Source organism: Thiobacillus sp., assembly GCF_018780105.1.
Classification (GTDB): Bacteria; Pseudomonadota; Gammaproteobacteria; order Burkholderiales; family Thiobacillaceae; genus Thiobacillus.
The window spans coordinates 133,492-157,355 of sequence record NZ_JADMKC010000005.1 but is presented as its reverse complement, the minus strand read 5'-3'; the positions used below and the strand labels follow the sequence as shown (position 1 = coordinate 157,355).

The 23,864-nt window shown below is 61.1% G+C and carries 28 protein-coding genes; 15 read left to right on the top strand and 13 right to left on the bottom strand.

What is annotated here, in order from left to right; all coding sequences use genetic code 11:
- The first annotated feature begins 4 nt into the window (after positions 1-4).
- Positions 5-451 (top strand): ferric iron uptake transcriptional regulator, encoded by a 447-nt coding sequence (gene fur / locus IV098_RS05075; protein ID WP_296886735.1) that lies wholly within the window; start codon positions 5-7, stop codon positions 449-451.
- Here the strand turns inward: fur and IV098_RS05070 are convergent.
- The 4 genes from IV098_RS05070 to IV098_RS05055 are packed head-to-tail and all read right to left on the bottom strand — an operon-like array spanning position 442 to position 3,528.
- Positions 442-1,260, bottom strand: coding sequence for a cobalamin-binding protein (locus IV098_RS05070; RefSeq protein WP_296886734.1), 819 nt, complete (start codon positions 1,258-1,260; stop codon positions 442-444). The two genes, fur and IV098_RS05070, sit on opposite strands and share 10 nt — an antisense overlap.
- A gap of 56 nt (positions 1,261-1,316) precedes the next feature.
- Positions 1,317-1,913, bottom strand: a complete 597-nt coding sequence (locus IV098_RS05065; RefSeq protein WP_296886733.1) for a histidine phosphatase family protein — start codon at positions 1,911-1,913, stop codon at positions 1,317-1,319.
- Positions 1,910-3,034 carry a glutamate 5-kinase gene (gene proB, locus IV098_RS05060; RefSeq protein WP_296886732.1) on the bottom strand — a complete coding sequence of 375 codons (1,125 nt, stop codon included), beginning with the start codon at positions 3,032-3,034 and terminating at the stop codon, positions 1,910-1,912. The genes IV098_RS05065 and proB overlap by 4 nt, the downstream gene beginning before the upstream one ends.
- Positions 3,031-3,528 (bottom strand): CNP1-like family protein, encoded by a 498-nt coding sequence (locus IV098_RS05055; protein ID WP_296886731.1) that lies wholly within the window; start codon positions 3,526-3,528, stop codon positions 3,031-3,033. Before IV098_RS05055 ends, proB begins: the two co-directional genes overlap by 4 nt.
- Before the next feature lie 262 nt (positions 3,529-3,790).
- Here IV098_RS05055 and IV098_RS05050 point away from each other — a divergent pair, with 262 nt between their 5' ends.
- Positions 3,791-4,609, top strand: a complete 819-nt coding sequence (locus IV098_RS05050) for a nidogen-like domain-containing protein (RefSeq protein ID WP_296886730.1) — start codon at positions 3,791-3,793, stop codon at positions 4,607-4,609.
- 76 nt (positions 4,610-4,685) lie between these two features.
- Here IV098_RS05050 and IV098_RS05045 read toward each other — a convergent pair whose 3' ends face one another.
- The 4 genes from IV098_RS05045 to IV098_RS05030 all read right to left on the bottom strand — a co-directional run bounded on the left by IV098_RS05045 (position 4,686) and on the right by IV098_RS05030 (position 8,397).
- Positions 4,686-5,891, bottom strand: coding sequence for a cyclopropane-fatty-acyl-phospholipid synthase family protein (locus IV098_RS05045; RefSeq protein ID WP_296886729.1), 1,206 nt, complete (start codon positions 5,889-5,891; stop codon positions 4,686-4,688).
- Positions 5,892-5,947: 56 nt separating this feature from the next.
- Complete coding sequence (locus IV098_RS05040; RefSeq protein WP_296886728.1) at positions 5,948-6,532, bottom strand: DUF3501 family protein; 585 nt, start codon at positions 6,530-6,532, stop codon at positions 5,948-5,950.
- Between the two features lie 22 nt (positions 6,533-6,554).
- Positions 6,555-7,886: a heterodisulfide reductase-related iron-sulfur binding cluster gene (locus IV098_RS05035; protein ID WP_296886727.1), complete on the bottom strand. Its 1,332-nt coding sequence runs from the start codon at positions 7,884-7,886 to the stop codon at positions 6,555-6,557.
- A gap of 91 nt (positions 7,887-7,977) precedes the next feature.
- Positions 7,978-8,397, bottom strand: coding sequence for a rubrerythrin family protein (locus IV098_RS05030; RefSeq protein WP_296886726.1), 420 nt, complete (start codon positions 8,395-8,397; stop codon positions 7,978-7,980).
- A gap of 255 nt (positions 8,398-8,652) precedes the next feature.
- Here IV098_RS05030 and msrB point away from each other — a divergent pair, with 255 nt between their 5' ends.
- The 3 genes from msrB to IV098_RS05015 all read left to right on the top strand — a co-directional run bounded on the left by msrB (position 8,653) and on the right by IV098_RS05015 (position 10,799).
- Complete coding sequence (gene msrB, locus IV098_RS05025; protein WP_296886725.1) at positions 8,653-9,069, top strand: peptide-methionine (R)-S-oxide reductase MsrB; 417 nt, start codon at positions 8,653-8,655, stop codon at positions 9,067-9,069.
- 3 nt (positions 9,070-9,072) lie between these two features.
- Positions 9,073-9,777, top strand: coding sequence for a ferredoxin--NADP reductase (locus tag IV098_RS05020; protein ID WP_296886724.1), 705 nt, complete (start codon positions 9,073-9,075; stop codon positions 9,775-9,777).
- A gap of 86 nt (positions 9,778-9,863) precedes the next feature.
- Positions 9,864-10,799: an MBL fold metallo-hydrolase gene (locus IV098_RS05015; RefSeq protein WP_296886723.1), complete on the top strand. Its 936-nt coding sequence runs from the start codon at positions 9,864-9,866 to the stop codon at positions 10,797-10,799.
- 6 nt (positions 10,800-10,805) lie between these two features.
- Here IV098_RS05015 and IV098_RS05010 read toward each other — a convergent pair whose 3' ends face one another.
- The 5 genes from IV098_RS05010 to dapA are packed head-to-tail and all read right to left on the bottom strand — an operon-like array spanning position 10,806 to position 15,377.
- Positions 10,806-11,150 (bottom strand): DUF3301 domain-containing protein, encoded by a 345-nt coding sequence (locus IV098_RS05010; protein ID WP_296886722.1) that lies wholly within the window; start codon positions 11,148-11,150, stop codon positions 10,806-10,808.
- The gene (locus IV098_RS05005; protein ID WP_296886721.1) at positions 11,147-12,556 is read right to left on the bottom strand and encodes a DEAD/DEAH box helicase; all 1,410 of its coding nucleotides are present in this window, start codon (positions 12,554-12,556) and stop codon (positions 11,147-11,149) included. Before IV098_RS05005 ends, IV098_RS05010 begins: the two co-directional genes overlap by 4 nt.
- Positions 12,557-12,596: 40 nt before the next feature.
- Entirely contained in the window at positions 12,597-13,355 is a 759-nt protein-coding gene (locus IV098_RS05000) for an MBL fold metallo-hydrolase (protein ID WP_296886720.1), read from the bottom strand.
- A 16-nt stretch (positions 13,356-13,371) separates the two neighbouring features.
- Positions 13,372-14,481 (bottom strand): outer membrane protein assembly factor BamC, encoded by a 1,110-nt coding sequence (gene bamC, locus IV098_RS04995; protein WP_296886719.1) that lies wholly within the window; start codon positions 14,479-14,481, stop codon positions 13,372-13,374.
- A 20-nt stretch (positions 14,482-14,501) separates the two neighbouring features.
- Complete coding sequence (dapA, locus tag IV098_RS04990; RefSeq protein ID WP_296886718.1) at positions 14,502-15,377, bottom strand: 4-hydroxy-tetrahydrodipicolinate synthase; 876 nt, start codon at positions 15,375-15,377, stop codon at positions 14,502-14,504.
- Positions 15,378-15,655: 278 nt separating this feature from the next.
- Here dapA and IV098_RS04985 point away from each other — a divergent pair, with 278 nt between their 5' ends.
- The 10 genes from IV098_RS04985 (at position 15,656) to IV098_RS04940 (ending at position 23,760) form a co-directional block, all read left to right on the top strand.
- Positions 15,656-16,318: an HAD family phosphatase gene (locus IV098_RS04985; protein WP_296886717.1), complete on the top strand. Its 663-nt coding sequence runs from the start codon at positions 15,656-15,658 to the stop codon at positions 16,316-16,318.
- 20 nt (positions 16,319-16,338) lie between these two features.
- The gene (locus IV098_RS04980) at positions 16,339-17,307 is read left to right on the top strand and encodes a PDC sensor domain-containing protein (protein ID WP_296886716.1); all 969 of its coding nucleotides are present in this window, start codon (positions 16,339-16,341) and stop codon (positions 17,305-17,307) included.
- 145 nt (positions 17,308-17,452) lie between these two features.
- Entirely contained in the window at positions 17,453-18,028 is a 576-nt protein-coding gene (rsxA, locus tag IV098_RS04975) for an electron transport complex subunit RsxA (protein WP_296886715.1), read from the top strand.
- Positions 18,028-18,594 (top strand): electron transport complex subunit RsxB, encoded by a 567-nt coding sequence (rsxB, locus tag IV098_RS04970; protein ID WP_296886714.1) that lies wholly within the window; start codon positions 18,028-18,030, stop codon positions 18,592-18,594. The genes rsxA and rsxB overlap by 1 nt, the downstream gene beginning before the upstream one ends.
- Positions 18,591-20,264 carry an electron transport complex subunit RsxC gene (gene rsxC, locus IV098_RS04965; protein WP_296886713.1) on the top strand — a complete coding sequence of 558 codons (1,674 nt, stop codon included), beginning with the start codon at positions 18,591-18,593 and terminating at the stop codon, positions 20,262-20,264. Before rsxB ends, rsxC begins: the two co-directional genes overlap by 4 nt.
- Positions 20,264-21,331: an RnfABCDGE type electron transport complex subunit D gene (locus IV098_RS04960; RefSeq protein ID WP_296886712.1), complete on the top strand. Its 1,068-nt coding sequence runs from the start codon at positions 20,264-20,266 to the stop codon at positions 21,329-21,331. The genes rsxC and IV098_RS04960 overlap by 1 nt, the downstream gene beginning before the upstream one ends.
- Entirely contained in the window at positions 21,328-21,975 is a 648-nt protein-coding gene (rsxG, locus tag IV098_RS04955; RefSeq protein ID WP_296886711.1) for an electron transport complex subunit RsxG, read from the top strand. The genes IV098_RS04960 and rsxG overlap by 4 nt, the downstream gene beginning before the upstream one ends.
- Positions 21,972-22,649, top strand: a complete 678-nt coding sequence (locus IV098_RS04950) for an electron transport complex subunit E (protein ID WP_296886710.1) — start codon at positions 21,972-21,974, stop codon at positions 22,647-22,649. Before rsxG ends, IV098_RS04950 begins: the two co-directional genes overlap by 4 nt.
- Positions 22,650-22,659: 10 nt before the next feature.
- Positions 22,660-23,298: an endonuclease III gene (gene nth / locus IV098_RS04945; RefSeq protein ID WP_296886709.1), complete on the top strand. Its 639-nt coding sequence runs from the start codon at positions 22,660-22,662 to the stop codon at positions 23,296-23,298.
- Between the two features lie 24 nt (positions 23,299-23,322).
- Positions 23,323-23,760: a DUF1841 family protein gene (locus IV098_RS04940; RefSeq protein WP_296886708.1), complete on the top strand. Its 438-nt coding sequence runs from the start codon at positions 23,323-23,325 to the stop codon at positions 23,758-23,760.
- Positions 23,761-23,864: the final 104 nt, after the last annotated feature.

The following is a 23,864-nucleotide window of genomic DNA, read 5'->3' as shown; positions in this document are numbered from 1 at the left end:
CCCATTGAGCAACCCCTCCGATCTCAAAAACATCGGTCTCAAAGCCACGCTGCCACGGCTGAAAATCCTCGATTTATTTGAGCAAAGCGACAAGCGTCACATGACGGCAGAAGAGGTGTATCGACTGCTGACTGACGATGGCCAGGATATTGGCCTGGCAACGGTGTATCGCGTGCTGACGCAGTTCGAACAGGCAGGTTTGTTGATGCGCCATCATTTCGATAGCGACAAGGCGGTTTTTGAACTCAATCACGGCGACCATCACGACCATCTGGTTTGCATGCAATGCGGCAAGGTCGAGGAATTCATCGACGCCGAAATCGAGAAGCGCCAGCACCGGATCGCCAAGGAACGCGGCTTCGCCATCCACGATCATTCGCTGCAGATCTACGCCGATTGCATCAAGGAAAACTGCCCCAACCGCAAGCCGAGCCCAGCGCGTCAACGCTGACCGGAGTGCCGTATCGCGGGCTGGAGTACATTGCACAGCGCGGCCACCCCCTCAACCAAACGTGGCGTCGGACGGTGCAGACGATCCGCATCAATGCGCACGAAGGCCTGCCTTTTCACTGCAGGCAGCCCCGGAAACCCTTGCCACTGCGCGCGCATGTCCGGCGCATCGCTGCCACTCACGACCACCTCCGGCGCACGCTGCAACACAGCCTCGCGTGACACCACCGGCGACAACCCGGGCAGATCGGCAAACACGTTGAGTGCGCCACACAGCTGCAGCGCATCGCTGATCCAGTGCGCCCCGCCCACCGTCATCAGCGGCCGATCCCACACCTGATAAAACACCTTGAGCGGAGGCTGCCCGGGATTTCTCATTTGCAACGCAGCCAGCCGTGTCCGGTATGCCTTTGCCGCAGCCTCGCCCTGTTCCTCATGGCCGGTCGCCACGCCAAGCATACGCAGCAGGCGTGCAACGTCGTCAAGCCGGGTGGCACGGGTTTGCAAAACCGGCACCCCCATTTTCTTCAGGCCATGAATATCGACGGCGCGATTGCCGTCCAGCCATACAAGCACCAGGTCGGGTTTCAGCGCCAGGACGCGTTCGAAATTCACCCGGCTGAAATCACCGATGCGTGGCAACGCCTGAGCAGCGGGCGGATAATCGCTGGCACTATCGACGCCCACGATCTGCGGGCCCGCGCCAACGGCAAACAGCAGTTCGGTCAGGTGGGGCGTCAGGGAAATAATGCGCTGCGGCGGGCGGGCAAATGCGAGCATCTGTCCGGCATCGTCGCGCACTTCGATCATCGCGGCCTGCGCTGGCCATGCCAGCAACGCGCACAGGCAAACAAACAGGAAGCGGATCACCGCCCGGGCAAGCTTCCGCCGTGGAAGATCAGGCTGGCGAATCCTCTACTGAAGCGCAGACGCGTCATCGATGCGCTTGCCACTTCAATCCGGTAGGCATGCTGCAGCGGGATATGCAGCGCCCAGGCCAGCGCCATGCGCACCACACCGGCATGCCCCACCACCAGCACATGCTGGTCGGGGCTCTGCGACACCACGGCATCGAGGCCGGCGGCCACCCGTGCCTGAAAGTCTGCCAGCGGCTCGGCGCCTTGCGGGCGCGCGTGGACGGGATCACCCTTGAAACGCGCCAGGGTTCCGGGCGCCTCCAGTTCGATTTCGGCAGCGGTCTTGCCTTCCCACACGCCAAACCCCACTTCCTGCAAGCGTGGATCGAACGCAAGCGGCAGCTTGTGACGCTCGGCCAACATTTCTGAAAAGGCGCGGCAACGCGATAAAGGCGACGACACGATCCGCGTCCATGGCGCCTGATCGCCCACTGCCGCATGCATCTGCGCCCAGCCCTTTTCCGATAGTGGATCGTCGATCTGCCCCCGGTATTTGCGTCCACCCACTGGCTCGCCATGACGCATCAAGTCCAGCGTTACGCTCATGCCAGCACCACCAGATTATCGCGATGGATCAGCTCGGGTTCATCCATATAGCCCAGCTCGGACTCGATCGCGCTGCTGGGTTTGCCGGCTATTCGCCGCGCTTCGCTGGCGCTGTAATTGGCCAGCCCGCGCGCAATTTCGCGTCCGTTCATGTCGCTTACGGTAACGACTTCACCGCGCTCGAATTCACCGACAACGCATTTCACCCCAACCGGCAACAGGCTTTTTCCCTCGTCGCGCAAGGCTCGCACGGCCCCCTCGTCCAGCACCACGCCGCCATGCAATTGCAGATGGTCAGCCAGCCACTGGCGTCGTGCCGCGAGCGGCGCCTGGCGCGCCACCAGCTGGCTGCCGATCGTCTCCCCTGCAGCCAGACGCAACAACACGCGTTCTTCACGCCCGCTGCAGATCACGGTATGCGCGCCGCTACGCGCCGCACGTTTGGCGGCAAGAATCTTGGTCAGCATGCCGCCCGTTCCCACGCTGCTGCCTGCCCCGCCTGCCATACGTTCGAGTTCGGGGTCCCCCGCCAGGGCATCGCTCACCAGGGTCGCTGTCACATCGCGGCGCGGGTCGGCGGTATACAAGCCGGTCTGGTCGGTCAGAATGATCAGGCAGTCGGCCTCGATCAGATTGGTGACCAGCGCGCCCAGCGTGTCATTGTCGCCGAGGCGGATTTCATCGGTGGCGACCGTGTCGTTTTCGTTGATGATCGGCACCACCTTCAGTTCCAGCAATGTGCGCAAGGTTGAGCGCGCATTCAGATAGCGCGTGCGGTCAGCCAGATCTTCGTGGGTCAGCAAAACTTGTGCAGCATGTAGATTGTGGGTGCGAAAAATGGATTCATACGCCTGTACCAGCCCCATCTGGCCGACCGCAGCCGCTGCCTGCAGTTCATTGACTGCCTTGGGGCGCTTGCTCCAGCCCAGCCGCGCGATTCCCTCGGCAATCGCACCCGAGGACACCAGCACGACCTCCCTGCCCTGTTCGGCAAGCGCAGCAATCTGCTCGGCCCAACGCGCCAGGGCGGCATGATCGAGCCCGCGGCCCTCGGCGGTGACCAGACTCGATCCGACCTTGACGACAATACGCCGCGCATCCTTGACGATCGACGTATTCATCGCGCCCCCTGCTGCAGATTGCTCACGGCAGTTTTCACGTCTTTAACGGCAATCCCGTCGGGGCAGAAAAATCCCTCATACAGGGCTCTCTGGTATGAAAGCGGCGAACGAAACTGGATGTCCTTCCAACCGGCATCACGGGCCTTGGACCAGCTACCGTCAGGATGCCCATAAGCGTACAGACGGCTTTCGCCGGTTTCGCAGCGCAATCCTTCGAACGAAATGTTTTTTGCGCCACCAACCGTTTCGATCACGGCCGTATAGCGAACCACATGATCTTCGCTCACGCTGATCGATACCGCGTCGATGAAATAACGATGCCTGGTCGCGGCGGAAACGGAAAAAGGCAGCAGATTTTCGGTCCGGGGATAGGCTGGCAACTGCGCGGCCACCTCGACCCAGGGTTTGTCCTGTTCGAAATCCTGTTCGATTGTCCCCCACTCAGCGTGGGCTAGCAGGGGCAGATACAGCAAAAACATCAAAGGCTTTTTCATGCGCGCCAATTGTATGGGCTCGGCACGGGAAAGTCTTCGCCCAGATACCGGACTTGCGACAACAGTCACAAATAAGGCATGTCGATTTTTTTTACAGAAACGTGATTTCCTCACGCATAAAATTCAGCACAGAACTCTGCAACACCATGAAATAAAAAGACAAAATAACCACATTCCAGAAATGGCATGCTGCTTGCTAATGATTCGGATGTGGTCGCACAGACCATTCTCAATCAATATAAATAACGGAGTTTCTTAAAACATGAACCAAACCTTACTCAGCCTCGCGCTTGCGGGCATCACCCTGTTCTCTGCCGCACAGGCACAAGCCGGCGCAATCCACGACGCCGCCCTGTTCACCGACAACACGCTTGCACGCAACGACGACCAGTCGACAGGCTCCGTGGCGATTGGCTTCGCCCTGAATTTCAACGGCATCAATCACTCCAACCTGTTCGTCAACAACAACGGCAACGTCACGTTCAATGGGCCGTTGACCACTTTTACGCCGTTTGCGATTAAATCCGGCTCGACGCCCATGCTCGCCCCCTTCTTTGCCGATATCGACACCCGCAACGCAGCGAGCGGCGTCGTGCAATACGGCCAGGACGTCATCGGCGGCCACAACGTGTTCGGCGTGAACTGGATCAATGTCGGCTACTTCAGCAGCCAGGCCGACAAACTCAACAGCATCCAGCTCATCATCACCGAGCGCGCCGACACCGGCGCCGGCAACTTCGATTTCGAATTCAATTACGACACTATCCTGTGGGAAACCGGTAGCTCCAGCGGCGGCACTAACGGTTTCGGCGGCATCTCTGCCGCGGCTGGCTACTCCAACGGCGCATCCACCTTCTTCGAGTTCGTTGGTTCGCGGGTCAACCGCGCTTTCCTCGACTCCAGCGCAAGCGGCCTGATCCACGGCTCGCGGAACTCGAACACCAACGGCCAATACATCTTTACTGTCCGCAACGGTCAGGTGGTCAACCCCAATCCGATCCCCGAGCCCGCTTCTCTTGCGCTGGTGGGGCTCGGCCTGGCCAGCATGGGCATGATGCGTCGCCGCAAAGCGCACGCCTGAGTCCAACCCGGCTTCAGCAAAACGGCAACGCATGTGCGTTGCCGTTTTTTTCGCCCTCGAACCTGCCCGCCCCGTATCAGCGGTATTGATATTCCCGGCTGAACCGATAGTTCGGCTGCTCGCCGCTCACACCCTTGCCGGCCAGCACCTGCCACAACTCCAGCCAGCCGCGATCGAAAGCATGAGCGGAACCTGCCAGGTAGACACGCCAGATACGGTACTTTTGTTCGCCTATCAGGCGGCTGGCGGCGTCGGCATGCTGTTCCAGCCGGGCCACCCAGTGCCACAGCGTTTTCCCGTAATGCGGGCGCAGATTTTCGGCATCCAGACATTCCAGGCCGCTGCCTGACGCGGTACGTAACACGTCCGACACATGAACCAGTTCACCGCCTGGGAACACATAGTCTTCGACGAACTCGGCAATACCGCTGCCCAGACCGCCTGCTGCAGGGGTGGCTGCGGTGATACCGTGGTTGAGCGCCAGGCCGCCGGGCTTCAGCAGCGCGGCGATCTGATCGAAATACGCCATGAGATTGGCACGACCGACGTGTTCGAACATGCCGACGCTGGCGATCTTGTCATAGCCGTCCCGCTCCGGAACGTCGCGGTAATCCAGCTTGCGGACCTCGACGCGGCCCGTCAATCCACGTGATTCGATCAGCTGGCTGACATAGGCATGCTGGTCATCCGACAGGGTGATGCCCACCGCCTGTACGCCGTAGCGTTCGGCGGCATGCAGGACCAGCCCGCCCCAACCACAGCCGATATCGAGAAAGCGTTCACCCGATCTGAGGTCGAGCTTGCGGCAGATGTGATCGAGTTTGGCTTCCTGTGCGGCATCCAGGCTCATGTCCGGGGTCTTGAAATACGCGCAGGAATATACCCGCCGGGCGTCCAGCCACAGACCGTAAAAATCGTTGGATACGTCATAGTGATACTGGATGTTCTTGCGGTCCTGATTACGCGTGTGGCGCCACCACTTCCAGCCTTCCGAATCCGGTTTCGGCGTGCATGCGCTGGCGTTGCAGAGGCGATCGCCGAGCGCCAGGATATCGCGGATGTCGCCCTCCAGATCGAGTGCCCCCTCGACATACGCTCGCGCCAGGACGCCCAGGCTGGGATCGGCCATGGCCTTGAGACTGGTTGGACGATGCAGGCGCAAACGCACGCTGGCATCCGCAACCGCTCCGAGCCGTTCGCCATTCCACAGCTCAACCACCAGCGGCAAACCGGATGTTTCCAGCCGCCGCCGTACCTGATGAACCAGCAATTGATCCAGCATCGCGCCCTCCCGGAATAAAAGGCGCCAGGTTTGGGGTTTACGCGCCTGCTTTGAATTTAGGCCAGATCGGCCACCAGCGCAGCACGCGCGTTCTCTGCCAGGGTGATTGCTTCCACCGGATAGGCAACGAGGTCTATCCCCATGCGGATGGCCGCGCCCGACTTGGCTGCCGCGGCCGAGGTGGCATCGAGCTCAAAACGCAAGAAGTGCACCGCCGACGTTTTCTCCGCGTTCTCGCGTTCCATGTCTTCGTCCGCGATGGCGTAGACCCGCGGCTGATCCGCCACCTGAACCCACACCCTGTCCTCGATCCCCTTCAGTTTCCCGAGGGCGAGCTGGCGCTCGTCCGGATCGGGGTACTCGATCATCATGGTCGCCTTCCAGTTGCTGCCATCCGGAATCAGCGGGTTGTAGGCATCCAGTTCGTCCTGGATACCCGCGTCTTCGAAGGTTCGCTCGGCGCGCAGCATTTCCTGAATCTGGTAACGCATGGTTTTCTCGTCTTCGAAAATCAGCGTCACGTGCCCGCCCAACGCCACAGAGCGGTTTTTCTTGTGCGCGATCATCTCGCTGCGATAGGCCGGACGAACCTTGGCATAGCTTTCCAGGCTCATCAGGCTGTCACGGGTAATCTGGGGCATGTTCTTCTCCTGACTCAACGGATTATTCGAGGCCGTATGCAATGCGCAACAGCGTGATCGGGTGCCGCTTTTCGGCGGTGGCGCTCTCGCCCATTCCCTGCAGGATGTGGCGCGCGGCAATCGCACAGTCCGAGCTGACGTAATCAGGTTGCGGCTCGGCCATCTGGCGGAACACCGGCTTGCCAATTTTCATCGACTTGTCGAAATACTCCGATTTCACGCCCCAGGTGCCGTCGTGGCCCGAACAGCGCTCGACCATCGTTACCTTGGCGCCCGCCAGTTGCAGGGCGTCGCGCGTCTTGTTGCCGATGTTCTGCACCCGCTGGTGGCAGGGCACGTGATAGGCAACCTTGCCGAGCGGCGAGTTGAAATCGGTCTTCAACAGTCCGTCGACATTGCGCGCCATCAGGTATTCGAAGGGATCCCACATCGCGTCCCTGACGGCCAGCACATCGGCGTCATCGGGGAACATCAGCGGCAGCTCCTGCTTGTACATCAAGGTGCAGGACGGCACAGCGGCCAGGATCGCATAGCCCTCATGCGCCAGTTTCGCCAGATGCGGAATGTTGATTTCTTTCAGTTTCTGCACTGCGTCAAGATCGCCCAGCTCGAGTTTGGGCATGCCACAACAGGCTTCCTTATCCACCAGCACGGCGGGAATTTCGTTGTGCGCCAGCAGTTTCAGCAAATCATGGCCGATGTCGGGCTCGTTGTAATTCACATAGCAGGTCGCGTAGATCGCCACTTTGCCAGGCGTTTTCGCCCCGGGCTTGACCGCGAAATCACTGCGCGGTTTGGCAGTGGAACGGAATTTTTCGCTGTCGTATTCGGGCAGCTGGCGGTCGGGATGAATGTGCAGCACGCTAGCGACCATCTTGCGGATCGGTTTGCTCTTCAGGCTGGCATTGACTGCCTGCACGACGACGGGAATCGAAGCGAGCTTGCCCATCGCATCGGTACTGGACAGCAGCTTGTCGCGGAATGTCGTGCCGCCTTGCTTGAATTTGAGCGCCTTGGCACGCAGCATCAGGTGCGGAAAATCAATGTTCCACGGATGCGGCGGCACGTAGGGGCATTTGGTCATGTAACAGAGATCGCACAGGTAGCACTCGTCCACCACCTTCGCATAGTCGGCCTTGGCGACGCCATCCACTTCCTGTGTCGAGGAGTTGTCCACCAGATCGAACAGTGTCGGGAACGCGGTACACAGCGACACGCAACGACGGCAGCCATGACAGGCGTCAAAAACACGCTCCAGCTCGTGATTGAGCTTCCCTTCGTCATAGAAATCCGGAGCTTTCCAGTTGAGCGGGTGACGGGTGGGGGCTTCGAGGTTGCCTTCTCGAGTGCTCATGCGAACTCCTGTGTCATTTTTGCGGGGTGGCTTTCAATTTCCGGAATTAAAAAAGCGGGCCGAATCCGACCCGCTTTTTGCGTGGACAGAATTACGCGCCCAGAGTGTCCAGCGTTTTCTGGAACTTGTTGGCGTGCGAACGCTCGGCCTTGGCCAGCGTCTCGAACCAGTCGGCGATTTCGTCGAAACCTTCGGCACGTGCATCCTTGGCCATGCCCGGATACATGTCGGTGTACTCGTGCGTTTCGCCTGCGATCGCGGTCTTCAGGTTGTCGGCGGTGGGGCCAAAAGCCATGCCGGTAGCGGGATCGCCGCATTTTTCCAGGTATTCCAGGTGGCCGTGCGCGTGGCCGGTTTCACCTTCAGCCGTGGAACGGAATACCGAAGCGACATCGTTATAGCCTTCCACGTCAGCTTTTGCTGCGAAGTAAAGGTAACGGCGATTGGCCTGTGATTCGCCCGCGAAAGCGGCTTTCAGATGATCTTCAGTTTTTGAGCCCTTAAGTTGCATAACCCTATCTCCTTGATTGATGTGCTTGGTTGAGATGCCTGAAGCAGATGCTTTTCAGCCCTGAAATGCTCATCCCCTGACTGGTTCCCCAGTTGAGGATGGATGGTTTTTAGACTAAGTCTAATACCTGAACGAAGAATAGACCCGACGCAATGACGCTGTCAACCGCGCAACAAACATCCATTCCTGGCATAGGGATAAAGCGGCATGCGGCCTGCCTCAAGAGGTAAACTTCCGCCACAGCAGGAGACTGACATGACTTTCGATAAAACTAAATCCGACGCCGAATGGCGCGCCGAACTGAGCCCCGAGCAATACCGCATTCTGCGTGAGCATGGCACCGAACGCGCTTTTACCGGCCAGTACTGGAACAACCACGCGGCCGGAGAATACCGTTGCGCCGCCTGCGGCGAGCCGCTCTTTGCCTCCGGCACCAAATTTGATTCCGGCACCGGCTGGCCGAGCTTTTACCAGGCGATCAACGCCGACGCGGTAGCGGAAAAAACAGACGCCAGCCACGGCATGACGCGCACCGAGGCCTTGTGCCGCCGCTGCGGATCGCATCTCGGCCATGTTTTCCCGGACGGCCCCGCACCCACCGGCATGCGCTATTGCATCAACTCGGCCTCGCTGAATTTTGAAGCCGAACACCCGACGCCGAAACAGGACTGAACCTTGCATATTTTTGACGCCCGCATCACGGCGATCTCCCCCGCCACGCCCAGCATTCATGCGCTACAGCTGGCCATCCCCGACGCCGGCTTCCGCTTTCTGCCGGGGCAATGGGTGGATCTGAGCATCTCGGTTGATGGCAACGTCCACACGGCCGGCTACTCCATCACCACCTCGCCCCTGCATCAGGGCAGCATCGAACTGGCGATCAAGGCCAGCGCACGCCACCCCGTGGCACGCTGGGTGCACGAAAAGGCGCGCGTCGGCGACCCGGTCAAAGTTTCGCAGGCGCAGGGGCCCTTCGTTTACCTGCCGGAAATGAGCGACAACGTGGTGCTGATCGGCGGCGGCGTCGGAATCACCCCGCTGCTCTCGATCTTCCGCCACGTACGCGATGCCAGGCTGACCACCCGGGCGCATCTGGTCTACAGCGTGTCGGACAGCAGCGAGATCCTGTTTCGCGACGAACTCGAGCAGGCCGCCCACACTCACGACAACCTGCATCTCAGCATCACCGTCACCCAGCCCGACCCGCACTGGCATGGCCTCACCGGCCGCATCGACCCGGTCAAGCTGCATGCGCTCGACGTACCGGACGACACGTTGTATTACTTGTGCGGCCCCAAGGGCATGGTCGAAGACATGAGCACGCTGCTGCATGGGCTGGGCGTACCGATGAGCCGGATCATTTTCGAAAAGTGGTGGTAGCGGTTTGACCGGGCCAGCCTTTCGTACCATCGCCCGATCGTCCCCTCCACACTAATCTAGCAACACATCACAACCTGGAGTTTGCCATGCGCCTGACTGCCCTCCTCTTCGCCGCCAGCCTCGCCCTCAGCGCCCACGCCGGCCCCACCGATAGCGTCAAACCCCACCCGGCCAAACAGGTCGCGCCCGACACCTGGGTCATTACCGGTCCGCTGGGCGAGCCTTCGGTCGAGAATCAGAGTTTCATGAACAATCCCGCCTGGATCATCGCCGGCGACCAGGTCATCGTCATCGATCCCGGTTCCAGCGTTCAGGCCGGGCGCATGGTGGTGAAAGCGATCCAGAAAACCACCCGGTTGCCCGTTACGGCCGTGTACAACACCCATGTGCACGGCGACCACTGGCTGGGCAATCAGGCCATCCTCGAAGCCTGGCCCAAAGCCGTGCTGATCGCGCATCCCGACATGATCGCCAAAGCTCACGCCGGCGAAGCAGCCAACTGGGTCAACCTGATGAGCAGCCTGACCAAGGGCTATACCGACGGCACCCAGGCCGTGATTCCCACGGTCGCCACCACCGACGGCATGGTCAGGAAACACGGCAACCGCACGTTCAGGATCTACTCGTCCAACGACGCCCACAGCAAGACCGACATCATGATCGAGATCGACAACGGCGTGCTGTTCACCGGCGACAACGTGCTCAACCAGCGCGTTGCGCGCATGGACGACGGCACCTTCAGCGGTAACATCAAGGCGATCGAGCGGGTGCTGGATTTGCCCGTCAAAGTGGTGGTCCCGGGGCACGGTAATCCCGGCAAGCCCGCCATACTGAAAGCCCAGCGCGATTACTTCCAGGCGCTGCTCGATGCGGTCAGGGTTGAATACGATGCCGGCAAGAGCGACTTCGAAATGAAACCGGATGTGGTCAGGAAACTGGCCGTTTACCAGAAATGGAACGGCTTCGATGATGCGGTCGGCAAGCAGATCAGCCTGGCCGTGCTGGAGATCGAACAGCAGTGAGGCGAGTCAGTCGGGCAGGCGGGTAACGCTGGCGGTTTGCCCCGGCTGCCACTCCCCATCCAGGCTCACCCATTCGACGCGGTTCCCCAGCATGCGCACCACACCGGGACGGCGGTTGTTGCCCGTGTCCGAAAACTCGAAACGGTAGTCGCGCAGGAATTGCAGCTGGCCGAGGCTGTTGCGGGCAAAACGGGTGCGGCTCAGGGCGACACTGTCATCGAGAAACTGCAGTTTGCCCTCGCTGCAGGCGCGACGCCCTACGGCAACAGCCTGTTCGCGCACGTTCATCCCGTCATACCAGTACCAGGCCACTGCGCCTGAGCCGACCAACAGGATGATTTCCCAGCTCATTGCTCGGCAGATTCAGGTTTGACCGGACTACGGAACAAGGCCGCCACCTGCTTCTTGGGCGGCTGACGGTTTGCCACCGGCGCGACAGTTGCTGCCGTGCCCGGAACATAGGGCGCATCGAACAAGCTATCGCGCGATGCGGCGGGCTTGCTGCGCGGCGCACTGCGTTGCTCGGGGGCGCGCTCGATCGGTCGTTCGACTACGGGCTCCACTGCGCGCTCAGGACGCGGCGAACGCGGCTGATACGCGGGCACATCGGCTGCTCCCGGCTCGAAACCGGGAACGATAGTGGTTGCCAGCGGCGAGCCGATCAACTTTTCGATATCCCTCAGATAGCGCGTTTCCGATTCGCTCACCAGCGAGATCGCCTCACCCATGGCGCCCGCGCGGCCGGTACGGCCGATGCGGTGCACATAATCCTCGGCGCTGTGCGGCAGATCATAATTCACCACAAAAGGCAGGGCTTCAATGTCGATCCCACGCGCGGCGACGTCGGTGGCGACCAGCACGCGCAGCGTACCGGCCTTGAACGCGTCGAGCGCCTTGATGCGTTCCTGCTGGGTCTTGTCGCCATGGATGGCGTCCGCATGCAGGCCAAGCTTGTTGAGTTCGTTGGCGAGCCGGTTGCAGCCCAGCTTGGTACCGGTGAACACCAGCACCTGCTTGAGGTCGCGCGTCTTGATCAGATGCGTCAGCAATTGCCGCTTGCGCTCGTGGTGCACCGGGTGCACTACCTGCGTCACGTTCACCGCTGTGGCGTTGCGCGCCACTTCGATGAAGGTCGGATTGTTGAGGATGCTGTCGGCAAGCTTGCGGATTTCTTCCGGAAATGTGGCCGAGAACATCATGTTCACGCGCTGCACTGGCAACAGCGCAACAATGCGTTTGAGATCGGGCATGAAGCCCATATCGAGCATGCGATCTGCCTCGTCGAGTACCAGGGTGTTCACCTGGTTCAGCATCAGGGTCTTGTTTTGCACGTGGTCGAGCAGGCGGCCGGGCGTCGCCACCAGGATCTCGATGCCGGTTTTCAGGATTGGAATCTGCGTATTGATATTGACCCCGCCGTAAACCACCAGCGAGCGCAGCGGGATGTGCTTGCAATACGCCTTGACGCTCTCCTCGACCTGAATCGCCAACTCGCGCGTGGGGGTCAGGATCAGGGCGCGAATCGGGTGCTTGGCCGGTGAGGTGCCGTTGTTGGCAAACGGCAGCAGGCGCTGCAGCAAGGGCAGCGCGAAAGCAGCCGTCTTGCCGGTTCCGGTCTGCGCTGCACCAAGAATGTCGCCCCCCTGCAGCGCAAGCGGAATCACCTGCTCCTGAATCGGCGTTGGCGTGGCGTAGCCCATGTCGTCGAGGGCACGCAGGATGTCGGGCGCAAGTCCCAGTTCAGCAAAAGTGGTCAAAGTCCATCCAGTAAAATTCCAGCAGGGAACACCCCCAGCCTTAAATACAGATCCAGTCAAAGCCCGCCGTCTGGCAGGCGACCCGCACTTCCTCGTCCGCGCAGTTCAACACTTCGGCCAGTGCACGCCGCGCCAGCGCATCGGTGTTGTTGGTGCGCGAAACATGCGCGGCCATCACGCATTGCAACTTGTCGTGGCGCAGCGTGTGCAGCAAGGCAGCCGACTGCGCGTTTTCCAGATGGCCGAAGCGTCCGCCCACCCGCCGCTTGAGCCCTGCGGGATACGGCCCCTGGTCCAGCATGGCCGCGTCGTGGTTGCATTCCAGCACCAGCGCGTCGACGCCGCTCAAGGTCGCCTCGATATGTGGTGTACTGCATCCCACATCGGTCAGCACACCAAGCCTGCGCTGACCGTCGCCAAAGACGAACTGCACCGGCTCGCGCGCATCGTGCGGCACTGGGTAGGGCTGGATTTCCAGGTCGTCGACAGCAAAGGCCGCATGGCTGTCGATAACCTGCACGGCCACGCCGTCGAGATCTTGCGCCATGGCCAGCGTGCCCGCGGTCAGCCACACCGGCAAGCGGTGCTTGCGCGCCAGCCGCCCGACGCCGCCGATATGGTCGCCATGCTCGTGCGTTACCACGATACCCGCCAGATCCGACACTTCCAGCTTCAGCCGTGCCAGCCGTGCAATGCTGTCGGCCAGTCCGAAACCACAATCCATCAACACCCGGGTGGAACCGGCCTCGACCACCAGGCCATTGCCATCGCTGCCGCTACCGAGACTGGCAAACCGCATCACACCGGCTTTCGCGTCACTTCAGATCCATGTACAGCAGTTTGATGATGCGGTTCCGCGTCTCCGCCTCGAGCGTCTTGCCCTCGGCTGGCGCTACGGTCACGCGGCTCTTGTCGCCCGTCTCGGTGACCACGATCTGCAATTGCGGCGAGGTTTGCAGCTTCTTGCTGTTCCAGAAGGCCAGGCTGCTCAGAAAGCCTTCATCCTTCTTGCTGGCGTTGTCGATTTCCGGGTCAATGTAGCGTACAAAATAGATGCCCTTGGAACGGTCGCGGTCTTCCACGGCGAAACCGATCCGATCCAGCGACAGTCCGACCCGACGCCAGGCGCGATCGAAGCTTTCGTCCATTTCCAGCACCGATCCGCCGGCTTGCGTGACGATGCGCGCCTGCTCGGGCGTCTGCTGCTTGGCCAGCAAGGCATCCGCCTGTTGTTCTGCGACGCCGAAGCGCGCCATCAGACGACGCAGCATTTCAGCTTCGAGATCGGGATCGGGCGGGCGCGGCTGCCACTTGGTCTGATCCTTGAACTCCGTCGTGTAAATTTCCATCATGCCGCGATGACTGACGTAGATCTCGGTGCTGGGCAGCCCCGCCCCGCCCGCACCGGCCTCGATGCGGGTGCGGAATTTGTCGCGCTCGGGCGTGGAATACATGCCTTCCATCACCTTGCCCAACAGGTTCCTGATCCCGTCCTGCGGAATCTTGGCGCGGTTTTCCGCCCAATCGGTTTCCATCACGCCGGTTTCGGGCGATTCCAGATTGATGATGAAGCCGTTTTCCTGCCAGAAATCCTTGACCACCGGCCACACCTGCTCCGGTGTGGCCTGCACCACCAGCCAGCGCTGCGAACCCGATTTTTCGATCCGCACCTTGTCCTGCGCCGGCAGCAGCGCCCCTGCAGTGGCTGGCGTGGTCTTGCGGTCCTTGCTGTAGGTCGACAGCGTCGCAGCGCCTCCCGGTGCATCGGGAATGGTGTAGCGGTTGTCGCCTGTCGGCGCCGTCAGGTCGGGCGGCAGTTCCAGGGTGGGCAGCTTTTCGGCTGATTTGTAATCGATTTTTTTCGATTCCATGCTGCAGCCCGAAACGATCAAGCTGGCAAACAAAAATAGGGGCAGTAAACGCATAAGAGTCCTAAAGCAAATTCTCAGAGCAGCCCTGCGTGACGCATCGCGCTGCGCAGGGTCTCGTGTAATCCGGCTGACAAGGGGGTAAGCGGCAAGCGCAAACCGGCGGGTATCAATCCCAGTTCCGCACAGGCCCACTTGACCGGGATCGGATTGGCCTCGACAAACAGCTTGTTATGCAGGGGCAGCAACGCGTTATTGAGTTCACGCGCACGCACCAGGTTCCCTGCGAAAGCGGCGACGCACATTTCATGCATCAGCTTCGGTGCAACGTTGGCCGTCACCGAAATCACACCATGCCCGCCCAAAAGCATGAAGGGCATCGCCGAGGCATCGTCGCCGCTGTAGAGCGCAAAGTCTTTCGGCGCCTGTCGCAGGAAATCGCCGGCGCGTTCCATACTGCCGGTGGCATCTTTCAAACCGATGATGCCGGGCACGCTGGCCAGACGCAACGCCGTTTCGTTGGACAGGTCCGCGACCGTGCGTCCGGGAACGTTGTAAAGGATCAGCGGCAAATCGACCGCTTCGGCGATCTTTTTGTAATGCTGGTAAAGGCCTTCCTGCGTCGGTTTGTTGTAGTACGGCACCACCGACAAGCCGGCCTGGGCGCCGGCACGCTTGGCGCACTCGGTCAGTTCGACCGCCTCGGCCGTGGAATTCGCGCCGGTGCCCGCGATCACCGGCACCCGGCCGGCCGCCTGCTCCACCGTAGCGCGAATCAGCTGGCAATGCTCGTCGAACGTGACCGTAGGCGATTCGCCGGTGGTGCCGACGATCACGATACCGTCCGTGCCTTCCGCAATGTGCCAGTCCACCAGGCGGCGCAACGCATCGAGATCGAGCGCACCGTCGTCCGTCATGGGGGTGACAATCGCAACCAGACTGCCTCTGATCATATTTATTTCCGCCATCCTGTTTTCACCGCTGTTTTCAGTATCCACGCCGTTACATGCCGGCGGAGTAAAACCAAGCTCGGCATTCTAATCCATCTCACCGGGTGAGCCTATCCGGCCGACGTGTCCAATCCTGCTCATGGCTGCCGGTTGCTGACGCCACAGCGGGGGAAATGAACGACGCGGTGTTTGAGCGCATCCGAGGTGTTCTACAATCCGCAGTCGCAACACGAAACAGCCCACCGCTGTGCCGGTTACCCATAATTTTTATCCTGCCTGAAATGAACCTCGTCCTCTTCGACCTCGACAACACGCTGCTGGCCGGTGATTCCGACTACGAATGGGGGCAGTTCCTGATTGCCAAGGGCGCAGTCGACGGCGCGCACTACGCAGCCAAGAACAAGGCGTTTTACGAAGATTACAAAGCCGGACAGCTGGACATCTATGCTTTCCTTGCATTTGCCCTGCGCCCGCTTGCCACTCACTCACGCGTGCAACTCGAAGCCTGGCGTGCCGAATACGTGGAAACACGGATCAAGCCCATGATGACTCCGGCCGCGCGCGATCTGGTGAAGCGCCACCTCGACGAAGCCGATCTGGTTGCAGTCATCACCGCCACCAACAGTTTTGTGACCGCGCCCATCGCCCGCGAATTCGGCATCGCCCACCTCATCGCCACCGACCCCGAGGAAATCGATGGCCGTTTCACCGGCGAGGTCCACGGTACGCCCTGCTTCCGCGAGGGCAAGGTCGCCCGCTTGCAGCATTTTCTCGCTGGTCTGGGCACGCAACTGGACCAGCTCGACAGCAGCTGGTTTTACAGCGACTCGCATAACGACCTGCCCCTGCTGGAAATCGTTCAGCACCCAGTCGCCGTCGACCCCGACCCCACCTTGCATGCGCATGCGCAGGAAAAGGGCTGGCCGGTCATTTCGCTACGATAAATCCAGACCGCCCTGCCTCCATGCCCTCCTCATCCGGCACTCTTGCAGAAAGCATCACCCGCCAGCGCGAGGCGCTGAAAACCCTGCTGCGCGAGCCGCTGGCGCAGACCGCCCAAGCCTGCAGCCAGGTCTGGGGCGACCGCCAGGCACTGAACGCCATCCTCAGCGAGAGCCTGGCGCAGCAAGCCATCTGCAAATACATGTATGCCCTGGACACCCAGGCCATCCAGATCAGCGACACCCTCGGCCGTGACGGCGCAGTCGTGCCCGATTTCGGCCGCAACCGCGCTGATCGCCCCTACATGAACGAGCGCGTGCCCAGCGAAGGTTTCCTGCTGTCGCAGGCCTACATCAGCCTGCGCGCCAAGCGTCCCTCGCTCACCGCCATTCAGATCGTGCGCGACGCCAACGGCCGCGTGCTCGGCTTCGTCGGCGCCGATTTCGACCTGCGCAACCTGCCGCTGACCGGCAAGCTCTACGACGAGCCGACTCACTGGCGACAGATCAAGGGCGACCCCGCCATCCGCGGCACGGTGTTCCACCAGACCCGCAGCGACAGCCAGATGGACATCAACATCGATACCGTGCTGGGCGTACTCGAAGAGTTGATGACCGGTCACGGCGTGTATCACGTGATCCTGCACTTTTCCAGCAGCCGCGCCGTCATCTGGCTGTTCGACGATCCCTACCGCTACCGCCTGCTCGATATCGACGCGCTGACCGATCCCAACATCTGCCTGGTGTATCCCGAACGCGCCTATCCCGCCGACGCCCTCGTTCCGCGCGACCGTATCCGCGCCGTACTCGACGGCCTGCGCGACCTGCGCTTCATGGACGAAATGTTCTACCTGCGCAGCGGCACCCTCAACATTTTCAACGGCGTTGTCGGCCTGACTTTCTCGTGCGACGGCTCGCACTATCTGCCGTGGGGCGAGTTCCTCGGCAAAGGCTACGATTTCTGGGCCAGCGACAAGGCTATCGGCAGATAAGCCGGGCTTCGCTGCACGCGCCCACTCGAAATACCGGAAAACAAGCTGTTTACCCCGTCGCCCCACATCAATCACGTTGCGTGGTCAGGGTTGAACCGCAGCGCCACATCGGCGGATAATGCGCCATTGTCCCGGATCGCCTGTTTTGGAAACCTACCTCCTCATCCTCATTTCAACGGTGTTTGTGAACAACATCGTAATGGCCAAGATTCTGGGCCTATGCCCCTTCATGGGCGTGTCGAAAAAATTGGAAGCCGCGATCGGCATGGGCCTGGCGACGACTTTCGTGCTGACGCTGGCCTCCGGTGCCAGCTATCTGGTCAGCGAATACCTGCTCGGCACCGACCTCATCTATCTGCGCACGCTGTCGTTCATCGTGGTGATTGCCGGGATCGTGCAGTTCACCGAAATGTTCATCCACAAATCCAGCCCGGTGCTATATCAGGTGCTGGGCATTTACCTGCCACTGATCACCACCAACTGCGCGGTGCTGGGCATTCCATTGCTGAACGCGCAGGAACAGCACGGTTTCGTCGAATCGCTGTTTTTCGGCGCAGGCGGGGCTATCGGCTTCACGCTGGTGCTGATCCTGTTTGCCGGCATCCGTGAACGACTGGAAACCTGCGATGTGCCCGCGCCATTCAAGGGCACCAGTATCGCGATGATTACCGCCGGACTGATGTCGCTCGCCTTCATGGGCTTTTCCGGGCTGGTCAAGTAATGCTCACTGCGATTCTGGTGATGGTCGGCATCGCGGTCGTAACCGGGCTGGTGCTCGGCTGGTCGGCAATCCGCTTCAAGGTGGAAGGCAACCCGCTGGCGGAAAAAATCGATGCCATCCTGCCGCAAACCCAGTGCGGCCAATGCGGCTTTCCCGGTTGCAGACCCTATGCCGAGGCGATTGCCAAGGGCGAAGCCGACATCAACCAGTGTCCGCCCGGCGGCGAAGAAGGCGTCAAAAAACTGGCCGACCTGCTGGGCGTCGAACCGAAATCGCTGGACGAAACCCACGGCACGTCCAAGCCCAAATCGGTGGCCTTCATCGACGAACAAACCTGCATCGGCTGCACGCTGTGCATCCAGGCCTGCCCAGTCGATGCTATCGCCGGCGCGGCCAAACAGATGCACACCATCATCGCGGCTGAATGCACCGGCTGCGAACTGTGCCTGCCGCCCTGCCCGGTCGACTGCATCTCGATGGTGCCGATCGCCGAAGACTTGCCGCACTGGAAATGGAAGCATCCGGTGATCGAAATTAAGCCCGTTGAACTGAAGCGCGTCGCATGAGCCGCGAACTGTTCAAATTCAAGGGCGGCATTCACCCGCCCGGGCACAAGGCGGAATCCACCGGCCGTCCGATCCACCCCGCGCCGCTGCCCAAAAAACTGGTCATTCCCTTGCGCCAGCACATCGGCAATCCGGCCAGGCCCATAGTCGATGTGGGCGAACGGGTGCTGAAAGGCCAGCTGATCGCGGCGGCCGACGGCGCCATTTCGACGGCCGTGCATGCATCCAGCTCGGGCATCGTCAGCGCGATCGGGCCGGCACGCGTACCGCACATTTCCGGCCTGCCGGATGAGTGCATCACGATCGAAACCGACGGCCGCGACGAGTGGATCGCCCACGGCCCGCTCGACTATCAGGCCATGACGCGTGCCGACCTGCTCGCCCACTTGCGCGACATGGGTCTGGCCGGACTGGGCGGCGCAGTGTTCCCCAGTGCCGTCAAGCTCGATCCCGGTGCCGCACAAACCTGTCCCACGCTCATCATCAACGGCGGCGAATGCGAACCGTGGATCACCTGCGACGACATGCTGATGCGCACCCAAGCGGACGCCATCCTGCAGGGCGTGGCGATCATGCGCCATCTGCTCGGCAGCAGCGAAATCCTGATCGGTATCGAAGACAACAAGCCGGAGGCCATTGCGGCCATGCAAGCTGCAACTGCAAAGACTGATTTCGCCGTCGAAACCGTCAGCCTGCCGACACGCTACCCCGGCGGCGGCGCCAAGCAGATGATCGAAACGCTGACCGGCAAGCAGGTGCCGTCGGGCAAGCTTTCCACCGACATCGGCATCCAGGTCTTCAACGTCGGTACCGCCTATGCCCTGGCGCGCGCCGTGCACCACGGCGAGCCTTTGATCTCGCGTCTGGTCACGGTGACCGGCCATGTGCTGCGTGCACAGAATGTCGAAGCCCTGATCGGCACGCCGTTCGACACGCTGATCCAGCTGGCCGGCGACCGCGACGGTACAACGGGCGTTCTGATGGGCGGCCCGATGATGGGTTTGCCGATCCCCGATACGAGCGTACCGGTGGTCAAAGCCACCAACTGCATTCTGGTCGAATCCGCCGAACTGTTTCCGCCGCCGCCGAAGGCGCTGCCTTGCATCCGCTGCACCCGCTGCGCCGATGCGTGCCCGGCCGAGCTGCAGCCGCAGGAGTTGTTCCGCTTCGCCAAATCGGATGATTTTGGCCGCGCGCAGGAATACCACCTGTTCGACTGCATCGAGTGCGGCTGTTGCAGCTATGTCTGTCCCAGCCACATCCCGCTGGTCGATTTTTACCGCTATGCCAAAAGCGAAATCTGGGCGCGTGAACGCGACAAGCGCGCGGCCGATCTGGCGCGCGAACGCCACGAATTCCGCCTGTTCCGTCAGGAACGCGAAAAAACCGAAAAGGCCGAGAAGCTTGCCGCCAAGGCGCAGGCCAAGCGCGCGGAGCTCGCCGCCGCGCCGACCGAGGCCGGCAACAGCGGGACCAGCGAGGCCGATGCCAAAAAGGCCCTGATCGCCGCCGCACTGGCCCGCGCACAGGCCAAAAAAACCGAGACCACGCCGCAAAACACCGACAACCTGTCGCCCGACACCCAGCAAGAGATCGCGGAGATCGAAACGCGCCGGGCTAAAATTCGCGCGCTGGCGAGAAAGCCGCTGGAATCCGAAGAGACCCCCTGATGCCCTCCCCCTTCATCATCGACCGCAGCAGCGTGACCCAGATCATGGCGTGGGTGCTGGCGGCCCTGCTGCCCGGCATTACGGCATATGTCTGGCTGTTCGGCCCCGGCATCCTCGTCACGTTGACCCTGGCCAGCGTCACTGCGCTGGCGGCCGAGGCCGCAATGCTGAAAGCGCGCGGCTACCCGGCCAAACCTTTCCTGGCCGACCTGTCGGCCATCGTCACCGCCTGGTTGCTGGCGCTGTCCCTGCCCTCGCTGGCGCCGTGGTGGCTGATCATCACTGGCACCCTGTTCGCCATCGTGGTCGCCAAGCATTTGTACGGCGGGCTCGGGCAAAACATTTTCAACCCGGCAATGGTCGGCTACGCCGTATTGATCGTGTCGTTCCCGGTTCAGATGACGCAATGGGCGGGGCCGCTCGAATTGACCCTGGTCGAGCCCGGCGCCGTACAGCTTTCCCTGGCGCAAAGCGCCGCCGTCATTTTCGGCGGCGATCTGCCCAAGGCCACGCTCGACGCCATCACCATGGCCACGCCGCTCGATGTGCTGCGAACCGGCCTGTACCAGCAGCTCACCGTTGACGAAACCATGACGCAAGCCATATTCGGCCACTACGGCGGCGTCGGATTCGAATGGCTGGCGGCGGCCTTTCTGCTGGGTGGCCTGCTGTTGTGGGCCTTGCGCATCATCAGCTGGCAGGTACCGCTGGCATTTCTGGCCGGCATCTGGCTCACCGCGGGCTTCCTGCATTTCTTTGACGCCGGCCGTTTCGGTGCGCCGTGGTTCCACCTGTTTTCACCGTCTGTCATGCTTTGCGCCTTTTTCATTGCCACCGACCCGGTATCGGGCGCGACCACGCCGCGCGGCAAGCTGATTTTTGGTCTGGGCGCGGGTTTTCTCACTATCGTCATCCGCACATGGGGCGGTTTCCCAGACGGCGTGGCCTTTGCCATTCTGCTGATGAATCTATGCGTGCCGCTGATTGATCAATACACCCAGCCGCGCGTGTATGGCGAAGCCATCGTTAAACGTGACGACGGCACACGCAAGGAGCCGCGCACGTGAGCGCCAACATAGCCAGCCGCAACGCGCTGCGTACCGGCATCATCCTGCTGATATTTGCCTTCGTCGGCACCGCAATTCTGGCGTTTACCCACCAGTCCACCGAACCCACCATCGTGCGCGGCCAACAGGCCGCAAAGCTCGCATTGCTGAGCCAGGTTTTGCCCGCCACGCTGTACGACAACAACCTTCTGAGCAGCAAAATAACCGTAGCGCCCGACGACCTGCTGGGTAACCAACAAGATTCTTCTCTATGGCTGGCGCAGCGCAATGGCCTGTTCACCGGCGTGGTACTGGAAGCCATCGCGCCCGATGGCTACAGCGGAAACATTACGCTGTTGATCGGCATTGATGCCAACGGCAAGGTCACCGGCGTGCGCGTCACCGCCCACCGCGAAACCCCGGGCCTGGGCGACTACATTGAGCGTACAAAAAGCGCCTGGATCGACCAGTTCGCTGGTAAATCGCTCACCAACCCACCGCCCAAAAACTGGAAAGTCGTCAAGGACGGTGGTTCGTTCGATGCCCGCGCCGGTGCCACCATCACCCCGCGCGCGGTAGTCAGGGCCGTCAAAAATGCGCTCGAATACTTTGCCAAGCACCGCGCGGAATTCAACGCGCCACCAGCCAAGGAGCCACCAGCATGATTTCCATGTCCGAATTCCGCAGCCTTTTTCACAATGGCCTCATCAAGCAAAACACCGGGCTGGTGCAACTGTTGGGCCTGTGCCCGTTACTGGCGATCAGCAACAACGTGATCAACGCCTTGTCGCTAGGCATCGCGACCGCGCTGGTGATGGCGGCCTCCAGCGGCGCGGTGTCGTCGGTGCGCCATTTCGTGCCAAGTGAAATCCGCATCCCGGTCTTCGTCCTCATCATCGCCGCACTGGTCACCGTGATCGATCTGGCCATGAACGCCTACGTCCACCCCCTGTATCTGGTACTGGGGATTTTCATTCCGCTCATCACCACCAACTGCATCGTGCTGGCGCGTGCCGATGCGTTCGCCGCTAAAAACCATCCGCTGCACAGCGTGATCGATGCGCTGGCGATGGGACTGGGACTGACGCTGGTGCTGGTGGTGCTGGGCGGCATCCGCGAAATCATCGGCCAGGGCACGCTGTTTTCCGGCATCGACCTCGTCTTCGGCGAATCCGCCAAAGCCTTCATCCTGCATGTGCTGCCGAACTATCAGGGATTTCTGCTGGCCGTTCTGCCACCCGGCGCATTTATCGCGCTGGGCCTGCTGATCGCGGCAAACAACAGCTACAAGGCGCGCAGCGCACAACGGGCGCGGGCTGCCGTAGCTGCTGCAGTGTGAACCCGGCAAGATGAATCCAGCCAAACGCCACGCGATCTTCAGCCGCCTGCGCGCAGCCAATCCCCATCCCACCACCGAACTGGAATACAGCACCCCCTTCGAATTGCTGGTGGCGGTGGTGCTGTCGGCACAATCGACAGACAAGGGCGTGAACCTCGCTACGCGCCGTCTGTTCCCGAAGGCCAATACGCCGGAAGCCATTTACGCCCTGGGCGAGGCGGGCCTGGCCGACGCCATCAAGACCATCGGCCTGTACAAGAGCAAGGCCCGCCATCTCATCGCCACGTGCCGCATGCTGATCGAGCAGCACCACAGCAGCGTGCCGGCCGATCGCGCTGCGCTCGAAGCGCTGCCCGGCGTGGGACGCAAAACCGCGAACGTCATCCTGAACACGGCATTCGGCCAGCCGACCATGGCGGTCGATACGCACATTTTCCGGGTGGCCAACCGTACCGGTCTGGCGCCCGGAAAAACGGTGCTGGAGGTGGAAAAGAAACTGCTCAAGACCATTCCGGACGAATTCCGCATCGATGCCCACCACTGGCTGATCCTGCACGGGCGCTATACCTGCCAGGCACGCAAGCCGAAATGCGCGGAATGCATCATTGCCGATCTGTGCGAGTTCAAGGGCAAACTCGGCCTGGTTTGAGCCACGTCCTGTTTAATTCACATCATGTTTAACCCCAGCCGCGATCAGGTGCGCCAGTTCTTTTTCGGCGTATGGGCGAAATATCGGACTGGACAGCCCCTTGCGGGAGCCGAGCAGCCTGCGCTCGACGCGATCCTTAGCCATCCCGAATACCACGTCCATCTTGATCATCCCGAGCGCTATCAGGAACGCGACTACCTGCCCGAGGCAGGTGAAACCAATCCGTTTCTGCATTTATCCATGCATCTTGCGATCAGTGAACAGCTGTCGGTCGACCAGCCGCCCGGCATCCGCGCGCGTTACCAGCAACTGCTTGCACTGCACGGCGACGCGATGGCCGCACAGCATGCGGTGATGGAATGTCTGGCCGAGATGATCTGGCAAGTGCAGCGCCACCAGACTGCATTTGACTCAGCTTCGTATTTGCATTGCCTTGACCAACAACTGGGGCTGGCTGGGTAAAATCCGTCCAACCAACCGGCCTGGCGGATGGCCGGTTTTCAGTTTGTCGAAATGTTGTCGATATAACTGGGGTACCCCCCTATTTCGAGCCGTATCGCACTTCG

Excerpts from the sequence above, each read along its gene's own strand:
- IV098_RS05000 (WP_296886720.1), bottom strand. The coding sequence starts at position 13,355 with ATGCGGTTTGCCAGTCTCGGTAGCGGCAGCGATGGCAATGGCCTGGTG.
- IV098_RS05055 (WP_296886731.1), bottom strand. The coding sequence starts at position 3,528 with ATGAAAAAGCCTTTGATGTTTTTGCTGTATCTGCCCCTGCTAGCCCAC.
- nth (WP_296886709.1), top strand. The coding sequence starts at position 22,660 with ATGAATCCAGCCAAACGCCACGCGATCTTCAGCCGCCTGCGCGCAGCC.
- IV098_RS05015 (WP_296886723.1), top strand. The coding sequence starts at position 9,864 with ATGCGCCTGACTGCCCTCCTCTTCGCCGCCAGCCTCGCCCTCAGCGCC.
- IV098_RS05035 (WP_296886727.1), bottom strand. The coding sequence starts at position 7,886 with ATGAGCACTCGAGAAGGCAACCTCGAAGCCCCCACCCGTCACCCGCTC.
- IV098_RS04985 (WP_296886717.1), top strand. The coding sequence starts at position 15,656 with ATGAACCTCGTCCTCTTCGACCTCGACAACACGCTGCTGGCCGGTGAT.
- rsxC (WP_296886713.1), top strand. The coding sequence starts at position 18,591 with ATGAGCCGCGAACTGTTCAAATTCAAGGGCGGCATTCACCCGCCCGGG.
- IV098_RS05045 (WP_296886729.1), bottom strand. The coding sequence starts at position 5,891 with ATGCTGGATCAATTGCTGGTTCATCAGGTACGGCGGCGGCTGGAAACA.
- IV098_RS05040 (WP_296886728.1), bottom strand. The coding sequence starts at position 6,532 with ATGCCCCAGATTACCCGTGACAGCCTGATGAGCCTGGAAAGCTATGCC.
- IV098_RS05050 (WP_296886730.1), top strand. The coding sequence starts at position 3,791 with ATGAACCAAACCTTACTCAGCCTCGCGCTTGCGGGCATCACCCTGTTC.
- dapA (WP_296886718.1), bottom strand. The coding sequence starts at position 15,377 with ATGATCAGAGGCAGTCTGGTTGCGATTGTCACCCCCATGACGGACGAC.
- msrB (WP_296886725.1), top strand. The coding sequence starts at position 8,653 with ATGACTTTCGATAAAACTAAATCCGACGCCGAATGGCGCGCCGAACTG.
- bamC (WP_296886719.1), bottom strand. The coding sequence starts at position 14,481 with ATGCGTTTACTGCCCCTATTTTTGTTTGCCAGCTTGATCGTTTCGGGC.
- IV098_RS05030 (WP_296886726.1), bottom strand. The coding sequence starts at position 8,397 with ATGCAACTTAAGGGCTCAAAAACTGAAGATCATCTGAAAGCCGCTTTC.
- IV098_RS04950 (WP_296886710.1), top strand. The coding sequence starts at position 21,972 with ATGATTTCCATGTCCGAATTCCGCAGCCTTTTTCACAATGGCCTCATC.
- IV098_RS04980 (WP_296886716.1), top strand. The coding sequence starts at position 16,339 with ATGCCCTCCTCATCCGGCACTCTTGCAGAAAGCATCACCCGCCAGCGC.
- IV098_RS04940 (WP_296886708.1), top strand. The coding sequence starts at position 23,323 with ATGTTTAACCCCAGCCGCGATCAGGTGCGCCAGTTCTTTTTCGGCGTA.
- IV098_RS04960 (WP_296886712.1), top strand. The coding sequence starts at position 20,264 with ATGCCCTCCCCCTTCATCATCGACCGCAGCAGCGTGACCCAGATCATG.
- proB (WP_296886732.1), bottom strand. The coding sequence starts at position 3,034 with ATGAATACGTCGATCGTCAAGGATGCGCGGCGTATTGTCGTCAAGGTC.
- rsxB (WP_296886714.1), top strand. The coding sequence starts at position 18,028 with ATGCTCACTGCGATTCTGGTGATGGTCGGCATCGCGGTCGTAACCGGG.
- IV098_RS05010 (WP_296886722.1), bottom strand. The coding sequence starts at position 11,150 with ATGAGCTGGGAAATCATCCTGTTGGTCGGCTCAGGCGCAGTGGCCTGG.
- IV098_RS05070 (WP_296886734.1), bottom strand. The coding sequence starts at position 1,260 with ATGATCGAAGTGCGCGACGATGCCGGACAGATGCTCGCATTTGCCCGC.
- IV098_RS05065 (WP_296886733.1), bottom strand. The coding sequence starts at position 1,913 with ATGAGCGTAACGCTGGACTTGATGCGTCATGGCGAGCCAGTGGGTGGA.